This window comes from Rhizobacter sp. P2_H2 (assembly GCF_056403375.1).
On sequence record NZ_JBFUFP010001048.1, the window covers coordinates 1 to 1,861 of the forward strand.

The 1,861-nt window shown below is 73.8% G+C and carries 1 protein-coding gene; it reads left to right on the forward strand.

Annotated elements, in window-relative coordinates; genetic code table 11:
- Positions 1 to 49: 49 nt before the first annotated feature.
- The coding region (locus AC1D15_RS29855; protein WP_477828873.1) for a serine/threonine-protein kinase at positions 50 to 1,861 on the forward strand (1,812 nt) is incomplete at its 3' end.

A 1,861-nucleotide genomic window follows, 5' to 3' on the forward strand; every position in this document is an offset into this window, starting at 1 on the left:
CGGCGACACCGCTTGCCACACCGCGCACGATCCCGCGCCCGACCTGCCCATGACCCTCGATCGCGAGCGCTGGCAGCGCCTGAAGGAGCTGCTGGCCGACACGCTCGAGCGCCCACCTGGCGAACGCAGGCGCTGGATCGCCCTCGCCTGCCCCGACGATCCCGCGCTGCGCGCCGAGCTCGAATCGCTGGTCGCGGCGGCCGAAGGCACCGGCCCGCTCGACCGGTCGCCCGCGGCGGGCCTGCTCGATGCGCTGTCGGCCGAGGCCGCCGCGGCACCGCACGATGCCAGCGGCCAGCGCGTGGGCGACTACCGGCTGCTGGCCCTGATCGCCCGCGGGGGCATGGGCGAGGTCTACCGCGCCGAACGGGCCGACGGGCAGTACGAGCAGCAGGTCGCCGTGAAGATCGTGCGCGAAGGCGCCGACACGCGCTTCCTGCTCGACCGCTTCCATGCCGAGCGGCGCATCCTCGCCGCGCTCGACCACCCGAACCTGGCCAAGCTGCTCGACGCCGGCGTGTCGCCCGAAGGCCTGCACTACGTCGTGATGGACCTGGTCGACGGCGGCGTGCCGATCGACGCCTGGTGCGCCGAACACGCGCTGCCGCTGGCCGAGCGGCTGCGCCTGTTCCGCAGCCTCTGCCTGGTGGTCGACCATGCGCACCGGCAAGGCGTGGTGCACCGCGACCTGAAGCCCGGCAACATCCTGGTCGGGCGCGACGGCGTCGTGAAGCTCGTCGACTTCGGCATCGCCAAGCGCCTGGACGCGCCCGCCGCCGATCGCACCACCACCGCGCTGCGCGCGCTGACGCCCGAGTACGCGAGCCCCGAGCAGGTGCGCGGCGAACCGGTCACCGCGGCCAGCGACATCTACTCGCTCGGCGTGGTGCTGTACCGCCTGCTGACGCAGGCCAGCCCCTACGGCCGGGCGACCGACGACCCGTATGCGCTGACGCGCGCCATCTGCGACACCGAACCGCTGCGCCCGAGCCGCGCGCCCGGCGATGCACCGCGCACCCTGCGGCGCCAGCTCGAAGGCGACCTCGATGCGGTGGTGATGAAGGCGCTGCGCAAGGATCCGCTGCACCGCTACGCCTCGGCCGAAGCGATGGCCGACGACCTGTTCCGCCACCTCGAAGGCCTGCCGGTGCAGGCGCGCCGCGGGGCGTGGAGCTACCGGGCCGGCCGCTTCGTGCTGCGCCACCGTGCCGCGGTGGGCGCGGTGATGCTGGCCAACCTGGCGCTGCTCGCCGGCATCGCCTTCGCCGGCTACCAGGCCTGGGAGGCGCAGCGCCAGCGCGAACGCGCGGAGCGGCATTTCGCGAGCGTGCGCAAGCTGGCCAGCTCGATGATGATCCCGATGCACGACGCGATCCGCGTGCTGCCGGGCTCCACGCCGGCGCGCAAGCTGCTGGTCGAGAACGGGCTCGCCTACCTCGAGGGCATCGCGCCCGAGGCGCAGCACGAACCGGCGCTGCAGATCGAGCTGGCGAACGGCTACCGCAACATCGGCGACATCCAGGGCCGGCCGGGGCTGGCGAGCCTGGGCGATCCGCAAGCCGCGCTCAAGAGCTACGGTCGCGCGATCGAGCTGCTGGCGCCGGTGCTGGCCGGGCCGCCACCGCACGACGCGGTGTACCGCGACGCGCAGCAGGAGGCGGCGGTCGTGCACCAGCGCGAAGGCGCGGTGCTCGGCTTCACCGGCAAGTTCCCCGAGGCCGAGCGCACGCTGCGCGCCGGCGTCGCGGTGGCCGACGAGCTGGCAGCCGCCGACCCGTCGAACCGCACACGGCGGCTGGTGCGCGCGACGCTGTACGGGCAGCTGAGCCAGGTGCAGATGTTCTCGGGTGACATCGACACC